This is a genomic window from Sphingobacterium sp. WM (assembly GCF_029542465.1).
Lineage (GTDB): Bacteria > Bacteroidota > Bacteroidia > Sphingobacteriales > Sphingobacteriaceae > Sphingobacterium > Sphingobacterium cellulitidis.
Genome location: NZ_CP120709.1, coordinates 3,106,362 through 3,129,258, shown reverse-complemented (window position 1 = coordinate 3,129,258; position 22,897 = coordinate 3,106,362). Strand labels below are relative to the sequence as shown.

Genomic DNA, 22,897 nt, shown 5'->3' with positions numbered 1-22,897 from the left:
CATCTCAATACTCATATCTCCCTTTCCCTTTCCACTATCTCACATCTCACATCTCAAATCTATAAAACCGCAAAAGCCCCGATTTTTCAATCGGGGCTTTGAAGTATTTAGAGAAATCTAAACTTATTTAGATTTTTTCTCGTCGTCTTCCATTTGCTCTTTCAATTGAGCTAATACGTCAAGATCACCTAGAGTTGATTTTTCAACTGAATCTTTAACTTTTTTCACTGCTGCATTAGCAGTTTTAGCTTCTTTTTTACGAGCGTTGAACTCTTCGATACGAGCTTCAGCTTTAGCATCTTCCCAAATACGAGAGTGAGAGATAACTAGACGTTTGTTTTCTTTGTTGAATTCGATGATTTTGAATTCAGCAACTTCGTCTACTTTCAATGCTGATCCGTCTTCTTTTACAGAGTGTTTGTTAGGGCAGAAACCTTCAACACCATATTGTAAAGCAACGATATCACCTTTGTCACCAACTTTGATTACAGTACCTTCGTGAACTGAACCTTCAGTGAAGATAGTTTCGAAAGTATCCCAAGGGTTTTCCTCTAATTGTTTGTGACCTAAAGAAAGTTTGCGGTTTTCTTCGTCTAATTCTAATACCACAACGTCTAATCTTTCACCAACTTTAGTGAATTCGTTAGGGTGGTTAACTTTCTTAGACCATGAAAGGTCAGAAATGTGAATTAAACCGTCGATTCCGTCTTCTAACTCAACGAATACACCGAAGTTAGTCATGTTCTTAACAACTGCTGATTGTTTTGAACCAACTGGGTAACGTTCAGTGATGTTTTGCCAAGGATCTGGAGTCAATTGTTTGATACCTAAGCTCATTTTACGCTCTTCACGATCTAATGTTAAGATTTCAGCTTCGATTTCGTCACCTACTTTCAAGAACTCTTGTGGAGAACGTAAGTTTTGAGACCAAGACATTTCAGAAACGTGGATTAATCCTTCTACTCCTGGGATGATTTCTAAGAATGCACCGTAGTCAGCTACAGTAACGATCTTACCTTTCACTTTAGAACCGATTTCTAAGTTCTTGTCTAAAGATTCCCAAGGGTGCTCTGAAAGTTGTTTCAAACCTAATGCAATACGTTTTTTCTCATCATCAAAGTCAAGAACAACAACGTTGATTGTTTGGTCTAATGCCAATACCTCTTTTGGATGCTCGATACGGCCCCAAGAGATATCTGTAATGTGAAGTAATCCGTCAACACCACCTAAGTCGATGAACACACCGAAGTCAGTGATATTTTTAACAGTACCTTCCAATACTTGTCCTTTTTCTAATTTCGCAACGATTTCTGATTTTTGGTTCTCTAAATCGTCCTCAATTAATACTTTGTGAGAAACTACTACGTTTTTGAATTCGTGGTTGATTTTTACAACTTTGAATTCCATTGTTTTACCTACGTAAACATCATAGTCACGAATAGGCTTAATATCAATTTGTGATCCTGGTAAGAATGCCTCAACACCTTTGATGTCTACAATTAAACCACCTTTTGTACGTGATTTAACGAAACCATCAATAACTTTGTCATTTTCCAAAGCCTCGTTGATTTCTTCCCAAGATTTCTGTGTTTTAGCACGTTTGCGTGATAATACTAATTGACCATTTGCATCCTCTTGCGATTCTACAAATACGTCTACCGTATCACCGATTTTTAAGTCAGGTAAGTCACGGAACTCAGATAATGCTACTAGACCGTCTGATTTGAAACCGATGTTTAAAACAACGTCTTTGTTATTGATCGATACAACAATACCTTCAATAATCTCACCTTGATTAATTTGGTTGAATGTGCCAGCGTACTGCTCTTCTAATTTAGTACGTTCTGCATCACTGTAGTTACCAAAAGCTTTTTCATCAAGATCCCAGTCGAAGTCTCCTGCTGGAGTGCTCCAAGTGTTTGATTTAATCTCATCGATTAAATTTGAATCTGCTTCAGACTCAATCTTTTCAGTGTCCTTCACAACTTTTGTGTCAGCACCTTGTAGCTCTGCGTTTTTCGCCGCTAACTCTTTTTCTGCTTCTTGTTTTTTTGCCATTAATTAATTATCTCCTTTTCCCTACGATGTAGGGATTGCAAAGATACGAAAAACTTTTATTTACAAGAGTTTAGATGTAAAAAAGTTGAAAAAGTTTTAATTAACCTAGCTTTCTTGTCGTAACTCATCACTATCCTCGAAGATCGGATAGATCGTTTTTACAATAACCTCCGTCAATTTCCGCTCATTAAATGGCTTTATTAAAATACCATCAAATAAAACCTTCCTTTCTTTTTCAAGATTCTTAACTTGCTCATTATCAGATGATGTAGCAATAATCTTGACGTTGTCGTACGCTGGGTTCGCACGAACAGTCGCCAGTAATTCATCCCCTGTCATAATTGGCATATTGATGTCTGTAACAACCACATCAATCGGAAATCTACTTAAAACCTCCAAGGCCTCTTTTCCGTGTGTTGCGGTCTTTACATGGGTGTGTAACGAGAAAAACTGCTTTAAATAAAGCAAATTCAAGGCATTATCATCCACGATTAACCAACTTAAATCCTTCGAGAAATCACTGATCTTCTCAATATTTAAACTGGTCTTCCTGCGGAATTTTGGCTTCGGAACTGGTATTTCTACCCTAAAAGTAGTTCCCTGTCCTGAATTCGTCTTGAAATTAATCCTACCTTTTAAGGTACTGACAATATTTTTAGTGATATATAAGCCTAAACCAACCCCGCCTTCTACTTTATTGGACTTATTAACCGTATAATACTTTTTGAAAATGTTCTTTTTTAACCCCTCAGGAATTCCTAATCCTTGGTCAGATACCTTGAATATTAAATTGCTCTGATCATCTACATCTACGCTGGCAACCACAGTTCCCGCATTGGAGTACTTGATGGCATTGCTCACCAAATTACTCATGACTTGACGGATCTTGAATTCATCAGAAAAAATTACCGTTGGTTTGCTTTTATTGATCTGATACTCCAACTCAATCCCCTTCATCTCCGCTTGATTTCGATGAGTTTCTATAACATCTAATAGCAAATCCGTAAAGTCAAAATGTATAGACTCTATATTATTCTGCTGATCAATCTTACTTAAATTCAAGATGTCATTGATCGTTTTTGATGTTGCGGTAATATTGGTATAGGCTGATTCCAATAAATGAATATCCTTGGCTTGATATAAATCCTTTCTACTCTTTAATAGATCCACAATACCAATCAAGGAATTGATTGGGGTTCTGATTTCATGGGTGATTTCGGCTAGAATATCCGTTTTCTGCTCAGCTAATTTAGAAGCATAAACCCGTTCATCCAGTAATTTTCGTTCGTAATAACTGGTAAAGAATTGGTAATAAACCAAAATGCAGATCACGATAAATACAAAGGTCAGGGATACTATGATCTGCCATTTGAAAGTATCGGTTTTTGCTATTAATATATTTAATTCGTGATCGGTTTTATCACGCTGAATTTGAATCCTTTCCTCATGAATAATACGGATCAGCTGGTTGGCACTATGTAATAATGTAAAGTTATCTGCCAATAAAGAGCGTTCGCTTTTTCGGATATTGGTCAAGGTTTTCTTGAGCTCATTCAGTTTGTTCTCTGTCTGATTATTTCTTTGACGGATAATATTTTTTAGGTTCGCGTTTTGTTGAACGACCTGCTGATCTTGTGTCGGAGCATTCGCTTCAACTGTAATGGTATCATCGCCTTTTTGGAAAATCCGTTTTAGTAAAGATTTTTTCTTGACTACGACTTTCTTGGGTTCTGCGGGAACAATGGTAGCTGGAACCTTTTGAGGAGGTAAGGTAAATATTGACTCGTTACCATGCTCGATATTGAAAGATTTCAGAGCTTCTGAAGCCACCAAAATGGAATCTAATTTATTTGTCAATAGGGCATACTTCGGCAATAAATCCTCCAGAGTTTTACCCTTATAATCACTTCTACCTTTGATCTTTGATTCCTCACTTCGAATTAATGTCAAGGAATCGACAGCTGATTTTAAAACGACCAACTTGGTCCGGTAGGCATTGTAATCCTTAATATTATAGGTGATAGAAAATACTCGGAAATGATCCTCAGCATCACTGAAAATATTCAATAACTCCGTGAAATTATTTTGATCGCTATTTACAGAGGTATAAATGTTTTGAATCTTATTTTGGATACTCTTATATTGGATATAAGAGAAAATAAAGAACACGACAAAGGTTATGAATAATACGATTATAGAACTTAATAGTATATTCCTAACGTTTTGATTACGCTTATTCCGCTTTTGTAATTCTTTGTCTTCCATTCGTAAATGTGTCCGTCCCCAAAATCAATTTGTATCAACAAATCAATGAATCAGAATACAATAATAATAAATTTATAATAAATTAAATTTTGTTTGGTTTAAACGAATTGTATACACGAGGCTTAACAATTTTAATACTTTGCTTTGAAAGAGCAATACTTGCATTCAATTCAAAGCCTATGATAAGAATAAGGGCATTTATGTACATCCAAATCATCACGACGATCAGGGTTCCAATCGAGCCATATAGCTTATTATAAGCCCCAAAATTATTGATATAGAATGTAAAAAAAGAAAAAGATAGCATGGCTAAAATGGTTGCTAAGGTCGCTCCCGGCGTAAAAAGTTTCCATTTTTTTGTAGAGCTTGGTCCAAATTTGTAGATCAAACTCACCGTAAAGAAATAAACCCCAAACAAAATAATCCATTGGGCTAATTTGATCGAAAAAGCCCAAAACCACTTTAAATCGTAATCTATGTGGGTTTTTAGGTAGTTGATTAAGTAGTTGGAGCCTGCATAAAGAGCTATGCCGACCGCTAAGGCTAATACAATCGCCAAGGAAAGAGCAAGGGCAACGATCCTTCTTTGAAACCAAGTCCTCGATTCTTTGGATAATGAGGCTTTATTGAAGCTCATCATTAAAGTTGTTATTCCATTTGTAGCGAAAAATGTACAAAGAACAAATCCGGCAGATAATAATCCTCCATTTTGTCTTTTGATAATATCTTCCAAGGTAGTTTCCAGGATTTCATATGCATTATTGGGGAGCGCTAATTGTATCAATTCCATCAATTGCGTTTGAAAATTATCAACCGGAATATACGGGATTAAGGTAAAGAGGAAAATGATACCCGGAAAAACTGCCAACATAAAATTGTAGGCTAGGGAAGAGGCTTTATTGATTATGGATTCACGAGCAATCTCCTGAAAGAAGAAAACCATAACAGTATAGAGTGGTAATTTCCCAAATCCTGGCAAAGTTGCTGATTTAGTCCACTCAATAAATCTGTCATACGGCTTAACGTACAGAAGATGTTGATGAATTTTTTTCATTTATTCTCCAAAAAATGGAGCCATCTTATCTATAAAAATCTGGGGAGGTTTGCAAGGTCGATTTTTGACCATATCGACAAATACCAATTGGGTAGACCCTGTATTCAATAGCTCACCAGATTCATTAAACAGCTCATATTCAAATTTTATCCTTATTCCTGGTTTTTCTCGAATATAAGTATTTATCGTTACTAAATCATCATATTTTGCTGCCTTATTGAATTTACAGCTCAATTCGATCACAGGAAGCATTACACCCATTTCCTCTAATTCTTTATAGGAAATTCCAGTGCTTCGAAGCATTTCTGTCCGTGCAACTTCATAATAGGTCGCATAGTTACCATAGTAAACATAACCCATATTATCTGTCTCGGCGTATCGAACCCTAACCTGATGCTGATATAAGAACATATTATTTTTTAATATTTCTTTCGTCTAAAGCTTTTTGGAATTTTCTCGCATTGACCAAGTGCTCTGCAACAGTTTGTGCATATAGATGGTAACCCGAAAAATCGTCCTTCGCACACATGTAGATATATGGATGATGCTCATAATTTAACACCGCATCAATGGAGGCAATACTAGGCATCATAATCGGTCCCGGAGGCAATCCTTTAAAACGGTAAGTATTATATGGGTTGTCAATGGTCAAATGTCTATTCAAAACGCGACGAATTGTAAAATCATTATTCGCAAAAATGACAGTCGGATCTGCCTGAAGTAACATCCCTTTCTTAAGTCGATTCAAATAAAGTCCAGCAATTTTCGGCATCTCATCCACGTGTAAAGCTTCCCCTTTAACAATGGATGCCAAGGTGCTTACTTCTTGAATGGTTAATCCCAATGAATCTGCCTTCGCTTTACGATCTGCAGTCCAGAATTTTTCATATTCCTTCGAAAAACGATCTATTATTTCTTCAGGTTTAGTGTTCCAATAGATTTCATAGGTGTTAGGAATAAACATCGAGAAGAAGTTCTCTTTGTTGAATCCGTATTTCTCAGCTAATTTCTCATCATTCAACAGATTGATAAAGGTTAAGGAGTCAGCCTCAAAGTCTCTTCCCAATAAACCTGCAAAATCTTGTCTCAATCGCACATTTTGGAATCTAAACTTCACTGCATCTTGGTATCCGCCACGAAGGTTGCCGATAAACCTACGGTTGTTCATGGATTTATCAATTTTGTAGCGACCAGCCTTGATGCCGGTACTCTCCAAATCCATTGCCTTGGCAACATAATTAAAGTAAGTAGGATTCTTGACAATGCCTTCAGATTCAATTCTGGAAATAACACTGCTATAAGGTTCATCCGTTTTTACGAAAAAGTATTCCTCATCTGAAGCAATGGAAGGCGCCATAAATGCTTGATAACCTACCCATGCCACTCCAAGGACAAGAAATAAAATAATAAAGAGTATGATTCCTAATCCTTTTCTTTTTTTAGTGTTCTGCGCCATATTATGGATTTATAGGGGTAGTTTCTGGAGTCGGAGTCGGTGCTACGGGTTTTCCTAATGTAACATGAATCGCATTTCCAATGGAAATAATTTTAGCACTGGTATCTGGGTTCTGTTTAATGACTACAGAACCTAATGTATCGTTGGAATTATCATTAAATGATACAGAACCCAAGGTTAATCCTTTACCAGCAAGCGCAAATTTGGCTTCTGTAAGGTTCAATCCTAATAGAACTGGGATTTCAACTTCATCATCGCCGCGACCATTTCCTAATATCAGACTGATTTTAGATCCTTTCGGCACCATACGTCCCGGACGAATAGGCTGTCCTGCAAATTTTACATCCAAGACCACATCTCTAGCGATATCATTTTTATAGACCGTATCAGCAATTTTTAAGGAATGGTTCTTTAAAATTGCGGAAGCCTCGATGAAAGTTTTGTCGATAACTTCTGGAAAAGCAATTTCCGGAGCAGATTGCGTAATGATCGTTAAATAAATGGTACGACCACCTTTAACATGCGATTTTGGGTCAGGATCCTGATCTATTACCAGTCCAGGTTTCGCATCCATTTGATAAATGGAGTCGATTTCTACTTCCAACCCTGCTTTATCTAGCACATTGAGAGCTTCACTAATGTTTAATCCTTTTAATAAAGGAACTTCTTGAGAGTCACCGTGTTTCGTGTAGACCTTCAAGCCGAAATAAACCAAAATAAAAAGAATGACAATGAAAATGAGCCCAGCAATCAAGTTTTTTCTGAAAGTACTCGTTCTCAAGTATAAAAAGAACTTAGACATCTATTAATGTGTTTTTTTGAATATCCTATTAACAATATTAATTCCAATTTTCCGAATTCCTGCAATCGAACTTAATATAAAGGCAAAAATATTCGTTTTTCCTCGTATCTCAAATTATATTTGCTTCTCGATTATTACATATGAAAACTAAAGTAGCATTAATTACGGGCGGGTATACTGGAGAAGCTGAAATTTCTTACAAAAGTTCAGCTTTTGTCTATTCCCAAATTGATAAAGAAAAATATGATGTTTATCCAATCGATATTACCCTAGAGAGTTGGGCATATACCGATGAGAATGGACAAAAACATGAAATCAATCGTCAAGATTTTTCCTTGACCATTCATAATGAAACCTTACATTTTGATGTCGCATTTATAATTCTCCATGGAACCCCAGGGGAAGATGGCCGTCTTCAAGGGTATTTGGATATGATCGGTTTACCATATACTTCTTGTGGAGCCTTAACCTCCTCTTTAACCATGAATAAAGGCTATACCAAAGCCATTATCCAAGATATTCCACAGTTAAAAGTGGCTAAATCAGTTCTTTTATTTGATATCGATAGAGCAAATGCTTTTGAATTGGTGAAAAGTAAACTCAACTTGCCACTATTTGTAAAACCAAATGCTGGTGGAAGTAGCATTGGAATGAATAAGGTAAATACTTGGGAAGAACTTCCTAAAGCATTAGATGAAGCATATGATGCTGAAGGAACGGGCATGCAAGTGTTGGTGGAAGAGTTTGTTAAGGGTAGAGAGTTTTCCCAAGGAATTTTCAGGGATTCCAAGGGCAATCTGCAGGTATTACCAGCAACGGAGGTGATTACAACGCGCGAATTCTTTGATTTCGAAGCAAAATACACCCCAGGTTTGACCCAGGAAATTACACCTGCTGATTTAACAGCAGAGCAGAAAAGTAAAGCTGACGAGATAATTAAAGAAGTATATGTACGGTTGAATTGTAAAGGAATGGTTCGAGTAGATTTCTTTATTCAAAATGAAACTGATGAATTTTATTTCATTGAAATTAATACCATTCCAGGACAAACCGCGCAAAGTTTTATTCCACAACAAGTACGTGCTGATGGTAGGACAGAAACTAAGTTCTATGGAGAGCTAATTGAAGCAGCCAAAAATCATTAAGCATCTAAATAGATTAAGATTTATTAAGAGGATTTTTCCAAGGAAGGGTCCTCTTTTTTTATGTCCCTCCATTTTATTTTCTCCCAATTTAATAAGTGTCAAATTAAGGATTCCTTCGGAGGTTCTTCGGACCTTGTCCGAATTTTTTCGAACAAGATCCGCGAAACCTCCGAAGAAGGTCCGAAGAAAGTCCGATAAAGCTGCGAGTTTGAGGTTTATTTTTGCCTAATAAATTTCCTATGTGACGTAAAGCCAAATCACAAAAAAAGGCCATACCCTATTGTGGTATGACCTGATAAATTAGAAGGTTTTATTTATTGCAATTGATTAAATAATAACTTGAATGTTCCGTGAGTTTGAGCCCTGAAATTGATGTCATTTCCAAAGGAAACCAACTTACCTTTACCAACAGGTGCTTCAAATGCCAAAACTCCGTCTTTTAAATATTTCTGTCCCCATGACCAGCCGCTTTTTAGGACCTTTTCAGAATCGAACCAAAGTAAAGGTTTGATGTTTGAATTGCTGATTTTATAGAGGTTGTCATTGCTATAATAAACATCAATTTGATCATTATAACCCCAAGTACTTGCGGTATTCGGAGCTACTTTCGCTGTTAATACCGACCCTGGAGTATAGAAATCAGTTCTTTTTAATGCTTCCTTATTACTATCGACAAGGTGATTTTCTACCCCTAAGCCTAGATGTTCAGCTAGATCAGAGCTGCTTCCAATGGTGATGATCTTTCCCGAGTTTTCAAGGAAAGTTTTTAAAGCAGGAATTGATTTCTGCTCTGTTAAACGACCCCACCGTTCTTTGTAAGGAGATGGAATGTTTTCAGGGGCCTCCATAGCCGATCTTCCATAAGAAGATGTCGAGTTCGGATTAATGTTAAATCTAGGAATTGAATTTCCTGGGAAAATGATGATATCATACTTCGCATTCAAATTACCCTTATCGATGTCATTTGCATAGATCAGCTCAAAGTTATAATGATATTTTTCCATTAAGAACCTTAACCAACCTGAAGGCATGCTTCCACCATAGGTATCCCATAAAGCAATGCGTAATGGTTTAACTTTTTTATATTGTTTTGGAAGGTTGTTTATGCCTTCTGCTTGAAATACCAAGTTGATATCTGGTTTATTTTCAATGTAAAAATCACCATTGATTTCATCTCTCCATACATTCTTGCCATTTTTCAAAAGGTCATTGCTGATCCGGAAAGACTCATTGATTGTTGCCGGGAGTTTGATATACTTTCCTTTAGGTTTTGCCATTTCAGCAAGTTTAATAACCTCTCCATTTGTTAATGCTTGAAATGGTCCATTGAAATCATCTAATATCCTGTCAAATTTCACATCCATTAAGTAAGCTAAGGTCCAGCCTGCAGCGTCATAAGGTGGAATAGGAGGGCCTCCAGGATATTGGAAATCATCAGGGTGGTCCTGTGGTTCAAACATATCCAGGATATGCGGTCTGAAAGCCTGATTAGTTTTTATGATATAGGAATTCTTGGCGTATTGCTTACCATTCACTGTAAAATCAGCATTTGCCTGTTGGACATCTATTCCGTTTTGGATCAAGGCATTGATAAAATCAGTTGCCTTTACAAAGTCAGGTTGGTCAGCTGGGATAATAAACCCTCTAGGATCTCTTAAATCTTTGTTTTCAAAGAGGCTTCCCAGTAACTTGCGCTCTTCAGCACGATTGTTGGTGATTTTAGGGTCTTTCCTTTTGGCTTGTTGTAAGGCTGTATCGATGATGGCAACCTTGCTAGGTGATAAAGGCCAAAAGTCTTTAGAACCTCGGTCGATAGAGTTTTTCCCCATTCTATACATGTTGTAAAGAACTTCATCCTTATAGCGACTGGCATAATTTAATATGGCATAGTTTAATGAAACCGAATAATCGATGGATTTTTGGAAATGCCATACCTGAGGAACGACAGGGTTTTGCGTATCATTATTAGGTACCAAGCGATTCGGTACCAATGGAATTTCAAAAGGAGTGGGGTTTCCGATCATTTCGGTCAATAAGCCCATGATGTTGTGGAAATAAGTTGTGGTTCTTAATCCACCATTGTACCAGGTGGAGAAAACAGATCCATCTTTAGCGGTATATCCAGGTTTATTTTCGGCATTAAGTCGGGAAGACATGGCAGCTCCTAATGCATCAATTCCTGACATGAGGAGAGGGTCAAATACATAGTTAAAAGGGTCCCGATAAGGAGCTCCAGCCACTACGGCACCTGCTGGCGCTGTTTGATGGTGGTTGTACATAATTTGAGGGATCCACTCCACAAATAGCTGTCGGGCCATGTTCTGAGATTCCTTCAGGTTCAGCATAAAGAAATCCCGGTTGTTATCATGACCAGCATATTTTTGGTAAAGCACTGGAACATAATTTCCAGATCTTTTTTCAGGTGTCTTTTCACGCATATACCAATTAGATACCAGTTCATGACCATCAGGATTTGCATGTACCATCAGGATAATGGTATTCTCAAGAATATTTTTTGTTTCAAGGTCATTGGAAGAAGCCAATAAGTAAGCGGTTTGAATCAATTGACTAGTTCCAACCACTTCTGTCGAGTGCAATCCGCCATCAATCCAAACGATACTTTTTCCTTTTTGCGCCAATGACCGAGCTTCTGTTTCAGAAAGATTTGCATGGGCCAGTTTGTTGGAAATGTTTTTATATTCATTTAGATTTTTCAGGTTATCAGGAGAGCTGATAATAAGCATGCATTGGTCTCGTCCTTCCTCGGTTTTTCCGATCACCGTATATTGAAGTCGGTCAGATTGCTGATCTAATTTCTTAAAATACTTTTCAGTCTCGGTAAAGGTTGCCAATTGGTAATCGTCGCCAATATTGAATCCAAAATGCTCCTTAGGGCTACTAATTTGCTGCGCATAAAGCGTTTGGAAAAAGGCGAATGATAACAACATTAACCGGATAAGGCTAAATGAGTTCTTCATAATTTTATTAGGTAATAATTTATTGGCTAAAGATAAGAATCGCACGTTGATAAGGCGAAGTTTGCTGTTAATTGTCAGGATAATTCACAACAATATTACAGTTTTGAGAGATTTCGGTTTATATTGACAAATGAGTTTTAATTGTGATGGAATTTGTATATTTGGATGAAGACATTGAGTAGCATATGATATTAGTTGCAGATAGTGGATCCTCCCAATCCGATTGGATGCTTCATCTTCCAGATAGCAAACCATTACGTTTCAGCACCAAAGGGTTAAATCCTTTTTTTGTAAGTGAGAAAGAAATAGCATCGATATTAACGGAGGTTCCCGAAATTATTCCATACATCAAAGAAGTCCATGAGGTTTACTTTTTTGGGGCAGGATGTTCAACACCAGACCGTCGGGAATTGGTGTCGAATGCATTGACCCAGATTTTTCCATCTTCCTTTATTTCCGTTGAAAGTGATTTATTAGGTTCTGCCTATGCGACCTTTGCTGCGGGTAAGGGATTGATTTCAAACCTAGGGACTGGTTCAGATATCAGTTTTTATGATGGAGAGAAGCTCTCAGCTAGTTTACATGGCAATGGTTATGTATTAGGTGATGAAGGTTCAGGGGCTTGGTTTGGCAAACAATTAATTACAGCCTATCTGTATGAATCCATGCCAAGAGATCTGGCTAGGAAATTTAAAGAAGTCCATCCCATTACCAAGGATATCATCATAAAAAATGTCTACCAGAAAGACCGTCCGAATGCCTATTTAGCATCCTTCGCGAAATTCATGGCCGACAATAGACAACATCCATATATTGACAATTTGCTTCGTAACGGATTTGATGAGTTTGTTCGAACCAATATCATGACTTATCCTAACTTTTGGGATTATGAATGTCATTTTGTTGGAAGGATTGCCTATTATTTTGATATTCATTTAAGAGAGGTATGTTCTTTGCATGGAGTACGTGTAGGAAAAATATTAAGCAGTCCTATCGAAGAGTTATTTCACTATGTAGTGGATAGAGAGCTGAATGTTCAACTGTAAATAAAGATAAGATTATGATAATGACGATGATTATGATTTGTACCATGTTGTTTCAACAGCCAACGGTATATGATTTCTCTTTCACATCGATTGATGGAAAGAAGATAGATTTTTCAGAATTCAAAGGAAAGCAATTGTTAATTGTGAATACGGCTTCAAAATGTGGGTTTACAAAGCAATATAAAGAGCTTCAGGAATTACATGAGCAGTACGGTGATAAATTGGTTGTAATTGGTTTCCCATCTGATAATTTTGGTAATCAAGAATATGCAGATAACAAGGCAATTGCCCAATTCTGTGAGAAGAATTTTGGTGTTAATTTCATTCTATCTGAAAAGGTAGATGTTAAAGGAGATGAACAAACAGCTTTGTTTAAATACCTTACCGAAACTGATAATCCTGATTTCACAGGAGATATCAAATGGAATTTCGAGAAATTCCTAATTGGAAAAGACGGAAAATTAGCACATCGCTATCGTTCAAAGGTTACACCTTTAGACGAGGTGATTACCAAACAGATCTTGTAAGAAACTAAGGCCTGTCTATTGGCTGATTAAAAATAGATTCTTCGCTGCGCTCAGAATGACAAAAAATTTGTGAGTGGGGTTGAGATAAAAAAAGCTTCTTCGGCAACGCCGAAAAAGCTTTTTTTATCTCAACCCAATATATTTATGTGACTGTCATTCCGCATCGAAGATGCGGAAACTATTTTTAGGAGATATTTTAGACAACATATCTCCCCTACAAATCATAATAGCATGATCTGCAACGGGGTTCGTAGCTTTCTTTTTCGCCTAGAAGGACACGGGATTCATTTTGTAGAATACGGTAGGAATAATTTGCAGGTGCGCCACATTGTACGCATACTGCATGGACTTTGGTGACTTCTTCGGCGATAGCCATAAGGTTGGGCATTGGGCCGAAAGGTTTTCCAAGGTAGTCCATATCCAGGCCAGCAACGATGACACGAATGCCTCGGTTTGCTAATTCAACACAGACATTAGGGAGGTCATCATCGAAAAACTGGGCTTCGTCAATTCCTACGACTTTCGTATCAGAACTTAAAAGCAGGATCGCTGAGGAATGGCTAACCGGTGTTGATGGAATGGAGTTGCTATCATGTGATACCACCTCATTGACACCGTATCGTACATCAATTTCAGGTTTGAAGATTTCTACCGGAAGCTTGGCGAATTGTGCCCTTTTCATCCTACGGATCAACTCCTCTGTTTTTCCTGAAAACATGGACCCACAAATAACCTCGATACTACCGATAGGACCTCTTCTATTTGGGAAATTATGTTCAGAAAACAACATCATTTTTGAAAAAATTTATACTAAAAACCTGATTTAAGATGTTTCATATTATATGAAATTCTTAGCTAATATAGCTTACGAATATCGAAATTTAATCTTATTTTTGGTTTAAGGAGATAGGATTTAAAAGTAAACGAGGTGTCAATCAGTTTGTTTATTTTTTTATTACAGACAAATAATTAGAATTAATTTCAATCTATACATAAAAAACATGGCTTATTCAGATCAGGATATTTTAGGGAAAATTGGAGATCTTTTGGTAGAAATCAATGAGCAGTATGCGAGCTTAGAGAAAGATAATGTTGGGAGTAGAAAAGCGGAGATATTATTATTGGCGGCACAAGCGAAATATTTGGCAGCCCATATTGAAGCATTAGCAAGTTTGCAAGCACAACCGACTCATTTATTAGGTTCAGCATCTATTGTGGAAGGGGAACAGAGCTTTACACCAGCAGTGGAGCATGATGATCACGAAGCGGATGAGCAGCCTGTAGAAGAAGAAATTCAAGAAGTGGAACCTGTAAAAACTGAGGAAGAAAGGAAGCCATTGATTGAAGAGTACGATGAGGAGATGCCTGAAACTACAACTTACGGAGAGGAGTCAAATCAAGAGAATGAAGAAGTTAAGGAAGAGGAGCAAGAAGAATTGGTAAAAGAACCAATTGAGGATGAGACTCAAGAAGAAGAGAAAAAAGAAGCTGAACCAGTTGAAGAGGTAAGTGATTTTAAAGATTTTAATATTTCCTCCAACCCAGTTCATACTGCATCTTCGGATTATACTTCAGTGACCACTGCACATGAAGCTGCTCAAGAAGAGGAGAAAAAAGAACAAGCTACAGAAGTTCAACCCGAGAAACCCGTGGAAGAACCTACTGTTAATGAGGTGATAGTTGAAGAAAAGAAAGTTGAAATTCGTGAAGAACCGGAGGTTTCGTTGAATGATTTGGCTAAGCAAGCAGAAAAGCCTTCGCGTCCATTAACTTTAAACGAGTTGATCCAGCAACAAAAGAAAGCTGGAATGACCAATGCGAGCCAGTTTAATACTTCTCAGGATCGTAATCCGGATAAGATTGCAGATTTAAAGGTAGCCGTAAGCTTAAATGATAAATTGTTATTCATTAAGGATTTGTTCAATGGCTATAGCTTAGCGTATTCAGAAGCGATTGAGTTGTTAAATAGGTTTGATAATTTTGCAGAGGCAGATGCCTTTTTACAATCGAATTATTCCTTGAAGAATAATTGGGCTTCAAAACCGCAAACTGTAGATAAGCTATATGCTATTCTAAGAAAGAAATACATTTAACATATTAGATATAACAAAAAAGGTCGCTTTGTTCAAAGCGACCTTTTTTGTTATATCCTTATTTTAGAGGTCAAATTTGACCCAATATTGGCCTTCATGGCCATATACGAAATATTTCGATTGAATGATTTCAGCGAATATTTCAGTATCTACTAGGTAGTTTTCTTTATTTTTCGCGAAATCAGCCTTTTGTATGATAAATACATTGTTGTTTTTAACGGCTTTGTAGTCGCTGTACTGATTGTTAAGTAGTTCAGGTAGTTTTCCTAAGAAAGCAGGGTTATCGTTGATAAAAATGAGGATTTCGATATTTTCAGCTTCTTTAACCAAGGGGTTGTTTTGTGCGCCTGCTATTTCGCTTAATTCTTCGATATAGGTTGGGTCGTTAGCCGGGGTAGAAAGGTCAATAATTTCTACCATGGGTCTATTTTCGATTGCGATAAATTTGAGTTTATGGATGATAATATTTAATTCTTCTTCCAGTAATTCGAACTTTTCGGGGTTTGATTTTTGTAAATCGTTTGATATTGCAGAATAATGTTTTAGTTGAATCATTATGATAGACTATTATTGTGCAAAGGTAATCAAGCTGTTTAAAAGACCCAAGCAATTGTCAAGATTCGTAAATTATTTGTAATTTGGGGTTTAAAATTTAAGGAATAAGATATGTTTGATAAGTTATTTGAAGCACAACAGAAGGCTCAGGAGATCAAAGCGAGGTTAGATCATATTTCAGTATCTGGGGAGGCAGAAGGCGGTAAGGTACGAGTGATATCAACGGCGAATAAGGAGATTAAAGAAGTTCAGATTGATCCTGATTTTTTCAAGGAGGCTGATAAGGAGGAGATTGAGGAACTGTTGGTTGTAGCCTTAAATAAAGCGTTGGTTCAAGCGGAAAGTATTAGCCAAACGGAGATGCAAGCTGCCTCACAGGATTTGTTAGGCGGATTGGGCGGATTAGGAAACTTATTTGGTAAATAAAAAGGAAAGAGATATGAAAGCGACTTATTATGGTCAGTCATGTGTGGAGTTTGATTTTGATGGGGTCAAGGTATTGCTGGACCCATTTATTAGCTATAATCCTTTGGCTAAGGATGTTGATATTTCCAAGATCAATCCGGATTATATTTTCTTAAGCCATGGTCATCAGGACCATGTTGCGGACATGTTTAGTATTCAACAACAAAGTGGGGCTACTGTTGCGACGATTGTTGAGACAGCAGCTTGGGTTCGCAAGCAAGGAGTTCCGGAGGATAAGGTAATTGAATATAACTTAGGAGGGACCTTGAATCTTCCATTTGGAAGGGTTAAGATGGTTTATGCTGCGCATAGTAATAGTACACCGGATGGGGCTTACGCAGGCTTTCCGGTAGGTTATATTTTCTTTTTAAAAGATAAAACCATCTATTTTGCTGGAGATACGGCTTTGACGATGGAGATGAAATTGTTGGAGCGTTATAAGATTGATTGGGCATTGTTGCCAATCGGTGGACATTATACGATGGATATGGATGATGCGGTAATAGCTGCAGAATTTGTGAATTGCCAGAATGTTATAGGGATACATTACGATTCGTTTCCGCCGATTACGATCAATCATGAGGAAGCGAAGAAGAAATTTAATGAAGCAGAGGTTTACTTGGCCTTGCCAGGGATTGGGGAGTCTGTGGAATTATAAAGGAAAAATAAGAAAAAGAAAAGCCGCATTGTTATCAATGCGGCTTTATTATTTTTGAGAATGCTTTACTTAAGCAATACTTCTTGATCTATTGATATGGAATTGTACCAAGTCATCAATTGGGGAGCGTAAGATTTTACCTACTTTCATACCATATTGACTCGCTTTATCTTCAAGGACGTTTCTGAAGTTATAACCTACAGAACCTATACAATTGAAGGTGTAAGATTGGTAATCTGGGTATTTGCTCACAAGGTTGTTAAAGAAAGCTTCGAAAGCATCATCAACGATTTTGCGAGTATATTCAATATTTACGTTATTATCATACACGAATTTACTGAAGCTAGCACAGAATCTGTTCGCTAAAGGTTTAGTGTATACATTGTCCATGATTTCATCAGGAGTAAGTTTGTAGGTATTGAAGAAAACTTCAGCTACATCTTTTGGCATTAAGCCACGGATAAAATCTACTAAAAGTTTTTTACCGATAAAACTACCAGAACCTTCGTCACCTAGAATATAAGCGGCAGAGTCGATATTATGGGTAATATCTTTTCCGTCATAAATACAAGTATTGGTACCAGTACCTAGAATTGCAGCAAAACCAGCATTAGTGCCTAATAATGCACGTGCAGCAGCCAATAAGTCATGCCCAACTTCTACTTTAGAATTTGGGAAAACTGCTTGGATAGCGTCTTCAACAATCTTAGCCTTTTCCTCATTATGTACACCAGCACCATAATAATTTACCTCGCTGATTTTATCAAATGGAATATCTTGAGGTAGTCCTTTTTTAAGGGATGCAATAATGTATTCGCTATCTACAAAATATGGGTTGTAACCCTCGGTGTTGAAGTAAATCTTCTTGTTGTTATCATCTAACAAACACCAGTTTGTTTTTGTAGACCCTCCATCTGCAATTATTATCATTATTTATAAATTTAGTTTTAAAGTAACTTGTTTTGTCGTTTTACAATGGTATTGTTCTATGTTTAAATCCCAAAATACGGTATTTATTAATAAAAATAAGAATTTTTATTTGATATATTGAAATAATTTAGGAAGGTAGAAGGCTTATTAAAAAATAAAAACCTTATAATTTATTGATTATAAGGTTTTTATAATTTTATTTTTACTTAAAATACTTAGTGTATTTTTTACAATTAGTTTGGGTTTAATGTGCTCCTTCAGCCTCAATCTCATCAATCGCAATTCCTTGTTTAGACAAGAATTTACGGACTAATACCGCAAATACGATAATGTAAATGAAACCGATTGCAGGCACTAAATAAGAATTGTGAATTCCAATAATATCGGACAATTTTCCTTGGATAGGAGGGATAATACCACCACCTAAGATCATCATTACCAAAAATGCAGAACCTTGTTCGGTATATTTTCCTAATCCAACAATTGAAAGACTGAAAATGGATCCCCACATGATTGAACATGCTAAACCACCCGCCAGGAAAGAATAGATTGCCACTGTACCGGAAGTTAATAAACCAACGATCATGGCTATCAATCCAAAAGTTCCGAAGATAATCAACGTACGTACAGGTTTTTCTTTACTAAGGAAGAATGCAGCAATCTGGAGAGCTACACAGATAATAAAGTAATATAATACCGACATGTCAAATCCAGCTAGGGAATTTACACCTATGATAATGGTAAATGCAATAATTGGGACAATAATAGTAAGGAGACTTTTTTTCGATTTAGATAATTTAAATGCAGTGATTGCCCCTGCCCAACGTCCAATCATCATACCACCCCAATACATGGATACATAAGGTGTGATCTGTGAGGATTGCAGGTTTCCAAATTCCTCCAATGTTAATAGTTCACCCAGGTTACTACCGATAGCAACTTCGATACCTACATATATAAATAAGGCTAACATCCCTAATACCAATTGCGGGTATTTCATGGCACCCCAACCTTCAGGGTTTTTCTTAGCGCTATTGTAAGAGAATAAAAGGCCGAACACAACAACCGCAAGAGCAACCAATAACCAAAGCATACGTTTGATTTCAAGGCCGTGACTAAGCTCTTTAATCTGGGTCAGAAGATCTTGATCGTTAGAGGTTGCGGCTTGGTTTTTAAGGTCTAGAATATGTAAGGCAGTTTCAGATTTATAACTTGTAAATACCGGTATAAAGGCACATAACAAGAGGATAGTCATAATAATAAGAGTTGTTCTAGCTTTATTAGCTGGTTCCATTTGTTCCAGGTTAAAACCTGCGGGCACTTTTTTGGAGAAATGGAATAGACCGGCTGCTAGTACAAATAACAAACCCACACCTATATATAGGTAGACGACTTTATTTAGGGGAAGGTTAGCAATTTCGGCATCAGAAATGGTTTCGAAGGTACCGAACAAGGCAAATCCAACGATTAGGGGTCCAATTGTAGTACCGAAAGAGTTGACACCACCACCAAGATTCACGCGAGAAGCTCCAGTTTTTGGGTCTCCTAATAATACCGCGAAGGGATTTGCTGCGGTTTGTTGTAAGGAGAATCCTAATGCCACGATAAACAATCCGATTAACATTCCGGTATATACATTGACTTCAACAGCTACAATCATTGCTGCGGCGCCTAGAGCGGAGAAAAGGAGTCCATAGACGATACTTCTTTTATAGCCCCATTTACCGACAAGGTCTTTTCCGGAAATAGTACCGAAGATAAACAGGAGCAAAGCCCCGATGTAATAGGCTGAATAAAATGCAAAATCGATAAGTTGAGATTGAAATTGATCTAAGTGGAAATAATTTTTACAAAAAGGAATAAATACACTGTTTCCAGCTGCGATAAATCCCCAGAAGAAGAACACCACGATTAAGGTGTAAAGCGCTGGGTAGTTGGTGTTTGTTTGTTGGTTATTCATGAAAAAAATGTCTAACTTGATGATTTAATCGTACAAATAAAGAATTTTTTTTTGATTTATAAAGATTTTCGATTGCTGCTAAAACAATTTACCGATATTAAGCGTTACATAATAAACTATAAATAAAAAAAAAGTATTGATTTTCTTTTGAATTTACAATAGTTCTTTTTTTCTTTGTGGCGGTTCTTAAATTATCTTTCGGGATGCTAATATAAAATCTATATGATTTAGTTACCCAATAAGACATATGAAATTGATGTATTAGCAGAGAGATATTTTTCAAAAAAAGTAAAAATCCTTAAAAAATCATATTTTATTATTAATGGATATTAATGAATTGAATACGAAGCTCGTGTCTGAATTGCGCGAGATTGCGAAAGTTCTAGGCATTGTAGACTCTGAGAAGCTCAGAAAACAAGAGTTAATTGACCGTATTTCTGAGATAGCCAAGGAATCACAACAAGAACAGCCTGTAGAAGTTGCTGAGGGAGATTCAGACAAAGCGAATGCAGAGCGAACAAGAAAAAGAGTGCGTACCGTAAAAGTTGCCGAGCCGGTAGCAGTAGGCAGAAATAGAGTTGGCACAGAAGATGAACAACCAAAGATTGAATTTGCGAGCAAATCGCCAGAATCTAGTGCATCAGAAACAGCAGTAACCCCTTCTCCTGAACCAGCTCCAAAAACTTCCACTCCAACAGATTTTGATAATGTAATTGTTAATGAAGGTGTATTAGAAATTATGGCCGATGGTTATGGATTCTTAAGATCTTCAGATTATAATTATTTAACCTCTCCTGACGATATTTATGTGTCACAATCCCAGATTAAGTTATTTGGATTAAAGACAGGTGATAATGTAAGAGGTTGTATTCGTCCTCCGAAAGAGGGGGAGAAGTATTTTCCACTAGTACGTGTTGAAGCGATCAATGGTCAGGATCCTGCAGAGGTTAGAGACCGGGTTCCATTTGACTATTTGACACCTTTGTTTCCGGATGAGAAGTTGAACTTGGATTTAGGTCCTGGGAATTATTCAACTCGTATCATGGATTTATTTACACCAATTGGTAAAGGTCAGCGTGGATTAATCGTTGCTCAACCAAAAACGGGTAAGACAAACTTGTTAAAAGAAGTTGCGAATGCGATTGCGAAAAACCATCCTGAAGTTTACTTGATTATTTTATTGATCGATGAGCGTCCGGAAGAGGTTACGGATATGGCAAGAAGTGTACGTGCGGAAGTAGTGTCATCAACTTTTGATGAGCCTGCAGATCGTCATGTGAAGATTGCTAATATTGTTTTAGAGAAAGCAAAACGTATGGTTGAATGTGGTCATGATGTAGTAATCTTATTGGATTCGATTACAAGATTGGCTCGTGCTTACAATACGGTTGCTCCAGCATCAGGAAAGATCTTATCCGGTGGTGTTGATGCGAATGCATTACACAAGCCAAAAAGATTCTTTGGTGCGGCAAGAAATATTGAAAATGGAGGTTCATTAACTATTTTAGCGACAGCTTTAACTGAAACTGGTTCGAAAATGGACGAAGTTATCTTTGAAGAATTTAAAGGTACTGGTAATATGGAACTTCAATTAGATCGTAAATTATCTAATAAACGTATTTTCCCTGCGATTGACCTTACAGCATCAAGTACAAGACGTGATGATCTATTGGTTGACCGTGATGAGTTACAACGTTTATGGGTTTTGAGAAACCACTTGGCAGATATGAACTCACAAGAAGCAATGGAGTTTTTATTAACTCAAATGCGTGGTACAAAATCTAATTCTGAATTTTTAATTAGCATGAATGGCTAAAAAGCCATCATAAATTGATATTTTTAAGCCATCTTTGCGAGAAGATGGCTTTTTTTATGAAGAAATACATTCCAAATACAATTACCTCCCTAAACTTGTTTAGCGGTTGTATCGGTGTAGTCATGGTTTTGAATCAGGAGTATTTGTTGGCATTTTATTGTGTGTTGGCATCTGGTATATTTGATTTTTTTGATGGAATGTCCGCACGGGCATTACATGTAAAATCATTGATTGGTAAAGAGTTGGATTCATTAGCCGATGTCATAAGTTTTGGCTTTCTTCCGGGTGCCATTATCTTTACTTTATTGAAAGATATTAGTACGAGTCCATACCTTCCTTACTTAGGATTTATAATTACGGTATTTTCAGCTTTGCGATTGGCAAAATTTAACATTGACACTCGACAAACGACCGATTTTATTGGTGTGAATACCCCCATGAATACTTTTTTCATTGTTTCATTACCATTTATCCTGTTAGATTATCCCATGCTGAAAAATGCTTGGTTATTATTAGGCATAGCCATAGTAAGTAGCTTGTTATTAGTATCTGAGATTAAGCTTTTCTCCATGAAGCTAAGTACCTTAAGTTGGGCTGTTAATAAATACAAATATCTATTTCTGCTTACCAGCATTATCCTGCTGATAACCTTAAAATTTCTAGCATTACCTATAATACTTGTATTATATATTATATTCTCGAAACTACATTTTGCTTTTGAAAAGACTGAAGTTAATCAAGCTTAGTTTGGTAATCTTCAAGTTCTTGCATTGCTAAATGAAAATCATTTTTTATTTCCTGAAATAGCGTGTTGATACCCGAGATAGGCTCTTTATTAGCGGCTTGATCTTCAAGGTCTTGGAATTTCATTCTTAAATTGCTTGCACCGAGATATTGCATGGTTGGTTTAATATGATGTGCTTTAGATTTGATATCGCTGTGATCTTGAGAATCAATAGCAGCCTCCAAAGCTTTGAAATCTTCTACACCTTGCCCAAGATATAAGGGAATCATTTGTTTAATGATTTCCGTGTTATTCATCATGTTTTCTTGGATCGCGTCTGGGTTAATAATTTGATAAGGATTCAT

20 protein-coding genes are annotated in these 22,897 nt (G+C 36.8%); 8 read left to right on the top strand and 12 right to left on the bottom strand.

Features of this window, described 5'->3' with window-relative positions; genetic code table 11:
- Positions 1-123: 123 nt before the first annotated feature.
- The 6 genes from rpsA to PZ892_RS13355 form a co-directional block, all read right to left on the bottom strand.
- Positions 124-2,058 carry a 30S ribosomal protein S1 gene (rpsA, locus tag PZ892_RS13380; protein ID WP_094256165.1) on the bottom strand — a complete coding sequence of 645 codons (1,935 nt, stop codon included), beginning with the start codon at positions 2,056-2,058 and terminating at the stop codon, positions 124-126.
- Positions 2,059-2,163: 105 nt separating this feature from the next.
- Positions 2,164-4,323, bottom strand: coding sequence for an ATP-binding protein (locus PZ892_RS13375; RefSeq protein WP_094256164.1), 2,160 nt, complete (start codon positions 4,321-4,323; stop codon positions 2,164-2,166).
- Positions 4,324-4,405: 82 nt separating this feature from the next.
- The gene (locus tag PZ892_RS13370; RefSeq protein ID WP_094256163.1) at positions 4,406-5,377 is read right to left on the bottom strand and encodes a YihY/virulence factor BrkB family protein; all 972 of its coding nucleotides are present in this window, start codon (positions 5,375-5,377) and stop codon (positions 4,406-4,408) included.
- Positions 5,378-5,788, bottom strand: coding sequence for a thioesterase family protein (locus PZ892_RS13365; protein ID WP_094256162.1), 411 nt, complete (start codon positions 5,786-5,788; stop codon positions 5,378-5,380).
- A gap of 1 nt (position 5,789) precedes the next feature.
- Entirely contained in the window at positions 5,790-6,833 is a 1,044-nt protein-coding gene (gene mltG / locus PZ892_RS13360) for an endolytic transglycosylase MltG (RefSeq protein WP_094256161.1), read from the bottom strand.
- A 1-nt stretch (position 6,834) separates the two neighbouring features.
- Entirely contained in the window at positions 6,835-7,635 is an 801-nt protein-coding gene (locus PZ892_RS13355) for a PASTA domain-containing protein (protein ID WP_094256160.1), read from the bottom strand.
- Between the two features lie 140 nt (positions 7,636-7,775).
- On the opposite strand from PZ892_RS13355, the gene PZ892_RS13350 reads away from it, so the two are divergent.
- Positions 7,776-8,780: a D-alanine--D-alanine ligase gene (locus tag PZ892_RS13350; RefSeq protein WP_094256159.1), complete on the top strand. Its 1,005-nt coding sequence runs from the start codon at positions 7,776-7,778 to the stop codon at positions 8,778-8,780.
- A gap of 314 nt (positions 8,781-9,094) precedes the next feature.
- Here the strand turns inward: PZ892_RS13350 and PZ892_RS13345 are convergent, their stop codons facing one another.
- Positions 9,095-11,758, bottom strand: coding sequence for a M14 metallopeptidase family protein (locus tag PZ892_RS13345; RefSeq protein WP_094256158.1), 2,664 nt, complete (start codon positions 11,756-11,758; stop codon positions 9,095-9,097).
- Between the two features lie 185 nt (positions 11,759-11,943).
- Between PZ892_RS13345 and PZ892_RS13340 the strand changes: the two genes are divergently transcribed.
- Both PZ892_RS13340 and PZ892_RS13335 read left to right on the top strand, forming a co-directional pair.
- Positions 11,944-12,804: an N-acetylglucosamine kinase gene (locus PZ892_RS13340; RefSeq protein WP_094256157.1), complete on the top strand. Its 861-nt coding sequence runs from the start codon at positions 11,944-11,946 to the stop codon at positions 12,802-12,804.
- 14 nt (positions 12,805-12,818) lie between these two features.
- The gene (locus PZ892_RS13335) at positions 12,819-13,331 is read left to right on the top strand and encodes a glutathione peroxidase (RefSeq protein WP_094256156.1); all 513 of its coding nucleotides are present in this window, start codon (positions 12,819-12,821) and stop codon (positions 13,329-13,331) included.
- A gap of 214 nt (positions 13,332-13,545) precedes the next feature.
- Here PZ892_RS13335 and PZ892_RS13330 read toward each other — a convergent pair whose 3' ends face one another.
- The gene (locus PZ892_RS13330; RefSeq protein WP_094256155.1) at positions 13,546-14,121 is read right to left on the bottom strand and encodes a thymidine kinase; all 576 of its coding nucleotides are present in this window, start codon (positions 14,119-14,121) and stop codon (positions 13,546-13,548) included.
- 211 nt (positions 14,122-14,332) lie between these two features.
- On the opposite strand from PZ892_RS13330, the gene PZ892_RS13325 reads away from it, so the two are divergent.
- Positions 14,333-15,424 carry a hypothetical protein gene (locus PZ892_RS13325; RefSeq protein ID WP_094256154.1) on the top strand — a complete coding sequence of 364 codons (1,092 nt, stop codon included), beginning with the start codon at positions 14,333-14,335 and terminating at the stop codon, positions 15,422-15,424.
- A 63-nt stretch (positions 15,425-15,487) separates the two neighbouring features.
- Here PZ892_RS13325 and PZ892_RS13320 read toward each other — a convergent pair whose 3' ends face one another.
- Complete coding sequence (locus PZ892_RS13320) at positions 15,488-15,979, bottom strand: hypothetical protein (protein WP_094256153.1); 492 nt, start codon at positions 15,977-15,979, stop codon at positions 15,488-15,490.
- Positions 15,980-16,090: 111 nt separating this feature from the next.
- On the opposite strand from PZ892_RS13320, the gene PZ892_RS13315 reads away from it, so the two are divergent.
- Positions 16,091-16,405 (top strand): YbaB/EbfC family nucleoid-associated protein, encoded by a 315-nt coding sequence (locus tag PZ892_RS13315; protein ID WP_094256152.1) that lies wholly within the window; start codon positions 16,091-16,093, stop codon positions 16,403-16,405.
- Positions 16,406-16,418: 13 nt separating this feature from the next.
- Positions 16,419-17,102 (top strand): metal-dependent hydrolase, encoded by a 684-nt coding sequence (locus PZ892_RS13310; RefSeq protein ID WP_094256279.1) that lies wholly within the window; start codon positions 16,419-16,421, stop codon positions 17,100-17,102.
- A 69-nt stretch (positions 17,103-17,171) separates the two neighbouring features.
- Here PZ892_RS13310 and PZ892_RS13305 read toward each other — a convergent pair whose 3' ends face one another.
- Positions 17,172-18,032 (bottom strand): N-acetylglucosamine kinase, encoded by an 861-nt coding sequence (locus PZ892_RS13305; protein ID WP_094256151.1) that lies wholly within the window; start codon positions 18,030-18,032, stop codon positions 17,172-17,174.
- A gap of 244 nt (positions 18,033-18,276) precedes the next feature.
- Positions 18,277-19,992, bottom strand: coding sequence for an MFS transporter (locus PZ892_RS13300; protein WP_094256150.1), 1,716 nt, complete (start codon positions 19,990-19,992; stop codon positions 18,277-18,279).
- 322 nt (positions 19,993-20,314) lie between these two features.
- Here PZ892_RS13300 and rho point away from each other — a divergent pair, with 322 nt between their 5' ends.
- On the top strand, positions 20,315-21,808 hold the full coding sequence (gene rho, locus PZ892_RS13295; RefSeq protein ID WP_094256149.1) for a transcription termination factor Rho: 1,494 nt from the start codon (positions 20,315-20,317) through the stop codon (positions 21,806-21,808).
- Positions 21,809-21,864: 56 nt separating this feature from the next.
- Positions 21,865-22,554 carry a CDP-alcohol phosphatidyltransferase family protein gene (locus tag PZ892_RS13290; protein ID WP_229678369.1) on the top strand — a complete coding sequence of 230 codons (690 nt, stop codon included), beginning with the start codon at positions 21,865-21,867 and terminating at the stop codon, positions 22,552-22,554.
- Here the strand turns inward: PZ892_RS13290 and PZ892_RS13285 are convergent.
- Positions 22,541-22,897, bottom strand: coding sequence for an Hpt domain-containing protein (locus tag PZ892_RS13285; protein WP_094256147.1), 357 nt, complete (start codon positions 22,895-22,897; stop codon positions 22,541-22,543). The genes PZ892_RS13290 and PZ892_RS13285 overlap by 14 nt on opposite strands.

Bases quoted from the DNA above. Each gene is read 5' to 3' on its own strand.
- PZ892_RS13340 (WP_094256157.1), top strand. From the start codon at position 11,944: ATGATATTAGTTGCAGATAGTGGATCCTCCCAATCCGATTGGATGCTT.
- PZ892_RS13365 (WP_094256162.1), bottom strand. From the start codon at position 5,788: ATGTTCTTATATCAGCATCAGGTTAGGGTTCGATACGCCGAGACAGAT.
- PZ892_RS13310 (WP_094256279.1), top strand. From the start codon at position 16,419: ATGAAAGCGACTTATTATGGTCAGTCATGTGTGGAGTTTGATTTTGAT.
- PZ892_RS13375 (WP_094256164.1), bottom strand. From the start codon at position 4,323: ATGGAAGACAAAGAATTACAAAAGCGGAATAAGCGTAATCAAAACGTT.
- rpsA (WP_094256165.1), bottom strand. From the start codon at position 2,058: ATGGCAAAAAAACAAGAAGCAGAAAAAGAGTTAGCGGCGAAAAACGCA.
- PZ892_RS13345 (WP_094256158.1), bottom strand. From the start codon at position 11,758: ATGAAGAACTCATTTAGCCTTATCCGGTTAATGTTGTTATCATTCGCC.
- PZ892_RS13305 (WP_094256151.1), bottom strand. From the start codon at position 18,032: ATGATAATAATTGCAGATGGAGGGTCTACAAAAACAAACTGGTGTTTG.
- PZ892_RS13315 (WP_094256152.1), top strand. From the start codon at position 16,091: ATGTTTGATAAGTTATTTGAAGCACAACAGAAGGCTCAGGAGATCAAA.
- PZ892_RS13320 (WP_094256153.1), bottom strand. From the start codon at position 15,979: ATGATTCAACTAAAACATTATTCTGCAATATCAAACGATTTACAAAAA.
- mltG (WP_094256161.1), bottom strand. From the start codon at position 6,833: ATGGCGCAGAACACTAAAAAAAGAAAAGGATTAGGAATCATACTCTTT.
- rho (WP_094256149.1), top strand. From the start codon at position 20,315: ATGGATATTAATGAATTGAATACGAAGCTCGTGTCTGAATTGCGCGAG.
- PZ892_RS13350 (WP_094256159.1), top strand. From the start codon at position 7,776: ATGAAAACTAAAGTAGCATTAATTACGGGCGGGTATACTGGAGAAGCT.
- PZ892_RS13300 (WP_094256150.1), bottom strand. From the start codon at position 19,992: ATGAATAACCAACAAACAAACACCAACTACCCAGCGCTTTACACCTTA.
- PZ892_RS13335 (WP_094256156.1), top strand. From the start codon at position 12,819: ATGATAATGACGATGATTATGATTTGTACCATGTTGTTTCAACAGCCA.
- PZ892_RS13355 (WP_094256160.1), bottom strand. From the start codon at position 7,635: ATGTCTAAGTTCTTTTTATACTTGAGAACGAGTACTTTCAGAAAAAAC.
- PZ892_RS13330 (WP_094256155.1), bottom strand. From the start codon at position 14,121: ATGTTGTTTTCTGAACATAATTTCCCAAATAGAAGAGGTCCTATCGGT.
- PZ892_RS13290 (WP_229678369.1), top strand. From the start codon at position 21,865: ATGAAGAAATACATTCCAAATACAATTACCTCCCTAAACTTGTTTAGC.
- PZ892_RS13325 (WP_094256154.1), top strand. From the start codon at position 14,333: ATGGCTTATTCAGATCAGGATATTTTAGGGAAAATTGGAGATCTTTTG.
- PZ892_RS13285 (WP_094256147.1), bottom strand. From the start codon at position 22,897: ATGAATCCTTATCAAATTATTAACCCAGACGCGATCCAAGAAAACATG.
- PZ892_RS13370 (WP_094256163.1), bottom strand. From the start codon at position 5,377: ATGAAAAAAATTCATCAACATCTTCTGTACGTTAAGCCGTATGACAGA.